2 protein-coding genes and 1 pseudogene are annotated in these 2,741 nt (G+C 67.5%); 2 read left to right on the forward strand and 1 reads right to left on the reverse strand.

Translation table 11 applies throughout. The features are described from left to right. Positions 1 to 327: pseudogene (locus tag HUU94_RS11490) on the reverse strand (hypothetical protein); the annotation flags it as partial. Positions 328 to 355: 28 nt separating this feature from the next. Between HUU94_RS11490 and gltX the strand changes: the two are divergent. Together gltX and gltA are read left to right on the forward strand one after the other, a co-directional pair. Next, positions 356 to 1,801, forward strand: coding sequence for a glutamate--tRNA ligase (gltX, locus tag HUU94_RS11495; protein WP_254602164.1), 1,446 nt, complete (start codon positions 356 to 358; stop codon positions 1,799 to 1,801). A gap of 11 nt (positions 1,802 to 1,812) precedes the next feature. Beyond that, positions 1,813 to 2,741: citrate synthase (gltA, locus tag HUU94_RS11500; protein WP_174275212.1), on the forward strand; the 929-nt coding region annotated here is incomplete at its 3' end.

The raw sequence follows: 2,741 nt of genomic DNA on the forward strand, positions 1-2,741 counted from the left end.
CCACGCCAGAGCGCAGCCCAGGCAGGCGGTGAGCGCCAGCCAGGCGATCGCGCGCGCCGCCCGCCCATGCCGCGCGACCGCCAGGGCCGGCAGGCCGACCCCACCGCTCGCCGCGAGGAAGCCTTGCCACGCCGCCTTGTCGGGCAGCCAGAACCAGCCCGCGATTCCGGCCCCCAGCGCCACCGGCAGCCAGAGGGGCAGTTGATCGCGCTCGGTCTCCAGCCAGCGCTCGAGGCCGTCGCCGATCGCGGACGGACGCAGCCATGCCCACGCGGTTTGAGGCGCGCGAAGCGCTATGCTAGGGGCGGCGACCCTTCGTGCCGGCATCGTGGCGCGAGCTTGAAAGAGGCATGGCTTGAGCGCAAGCATCCAGGAAGCCGCCGGCCCGGCGGTGGTGACCCGCTTCGCGCCGTCGCCGACCGGCTTTCTCCATATCGGCGGCGCGCGCACCGCCTTGTTCAACTGGCTGTTCGCGCGCCACCACGGCGGCAAATTCCTGCTGCGGATCGAGGATACCGATCGCGCGCGCTCCACCGAGCCCGCGATCGCGGCGATTCTCGATGGCATGCGCTGGCTGGGGCTCGACTGGGACGGCGACACCGTCTTCCAGTTCGCGAGGCACCGGCGCCATGCCGAAGTCGCCCAAGCGATGCTCGACACGGGCGCGGCCTATCGCTGCTGGATGACGCCGGAGGAGCTCGCCGCGCAGCGCGCCGAGGCGCAGGCCGCCAAGCGCCCCTACAAGGTGGCGAGCCCTTGGCGCGATCGGATCGACGGCCCTCAAGACCAGCCCTTCGTCGTCCGGCTGCGCGCCGATCAGGCCGGGGAGACGGTGATCGACGATCGCGTGCAGGGCGCCGTCACCGTGCAGAACGCGATTCTCGACGACATGGTGCTGCTCCGCTCGGACGGCACGCCCACCTATATGCTGGCGGTGGTGGTCGACGATCGCGACATGGGCGTCACCCACGTCATCCGCGGCGACGATCATCTCAACAATGCCTTCCGCCAGCTCGGCATCATCCGCGCGATGGCGGGGATCGAGGGGGGCTGGCAGGAGCCCGTCTATGCACACATCCCGCTGATCCATGGCGCGGACGGCGCCAAGCTTTCCAAGCGCCACGGCGCGCTGGGCGTCGATGCCTATCGCGATGAGCTGGGGCTGCTGCCCGAGGCGGTCTCGAACTATCTTCTACGGCTCGGCTGGGGGCATGGCGACGAGGAGATCATCAGCCGGGCGCGCGCGACCGAAGTGTTCGATCTCGGCGCGGTCGGCCGATCGCCCGCGCGCTTCGATCTCAAGAAGCTGGAGAATGTGAACGGCCATTATATGCGCGAGTCCGCCGACGATCGGCTCGCCGCGCTGACCGCCGTCAAGCTGGGGTTCGGCGAATCGAGCGCGGAGGGGGATTTGCTGCGTCGCGCCATGCCGATGCTCAAGGTACGCGCCAAGAATATCAACGAGTTGGCGGACAGCGCCGGCTTCCTGTTCCGCAAGCGCCCCATCGACATGGACGAAGCCGCCGCCAAGCTGCTAGAGGGCGATGCGCGCCGGAGTCTGGCGCGTGCCCGGGATGCTCTCGCGGCGGTCGACGACTGGAGCGCGGAGGCGCTCGAAGCCGCCGTCCGCCGGGTGGCGGAAGAACAGGCGGTCGGTCTCGGCAAGCTGGCGCAGCCGCTGCGCGCGGCGCTTACCGGGCGCACCACCTCGCCAGGCATTTTCGACGTGCTGGCGCTGCTCGGTCGCGACGAGAGCCTGGGACGGCTGGACGATCAATCGGGTCTTCCGGCGGACGCGTGATGGAGACGAACATGGGCAGCACGAGCACGGTCAGCGTTGAAGGTAAAAGCTTCGAATATCCGTTGCTCTCGGGGTCCACGGGTCCGGACGTCGTCGATATCCGCAAGCTCTACGCCGACACCGGCGCCTTCACCTACGATCCCGGCTTCACCTCCACCGCGAGCTGCGAATCGAAGATCACCTATATCGATGGCGACGCGGGGATCCTGCTCCACCGCGGCTATCCGATCGATCAGCTCGCCGAGAAATCGAGCTTCATGGAGGTATCGTATCTGCTGCTGAACGGCGAGCTGCCGTCCAAGGCGGAGCTCGACAATTTCACCTATACGATCAGCCGCCACACGATGCTGCACGAGCAGCTCGCGACCTTCTACCGCGGTTTCCGCCGCGACGCGCATCCGATGGCGATCATGTGTGGCGTGGTCGGGGCGCTTTCGGCCTTCTACCACGATTCGACCGACATCGACGATCCCGAGCAGCGCAAGATCGCCAGCCACCGGCTGATCGCCAAGATGCCGACGATGGCGGCGATGGCGTACAAATATTCGGTCGGGCAGCCGTTCGTCTATCCGGACAACAGCCTGTCCTACGCGGGCAATTTCCTGCGGATGACGTTCGGCGTCCCGGCCGAGGATTATGTCGTCGATCCGGTGATCGAGGATGCGATGGACAAGATCTTCATCCTCCACGCCGATCACGAGCAGAACGCCTCGACCTCGACCGTGCGTCTCGCCGGCTCGTCCGGCGCCAACCCGTTCGCCTGCATCGCCGCCGGAATCGCCTGCCTATGGGGTCCCGCGCACGGCGGCGCCAACGAGGCGGCGCTCAACATGCTCCGCGAGATCGGCACGCCCGACAAGATTCCCGAATATATCGCGCGCGCCAAGAACAAGGACGATCCGTTCCGGCTGATGGGCTTCGGCCACCGCGTCTACAAGAA

The sequence above is a fragment of the Sphingomonas bacterium genome, assembly GCF_903644055.1.
GTDB lineage: Bacteria > Pseudomonadota > Alphaproteobacteria > Sphingomonadales > Sphingomonadaceae > Sphingomonas_I.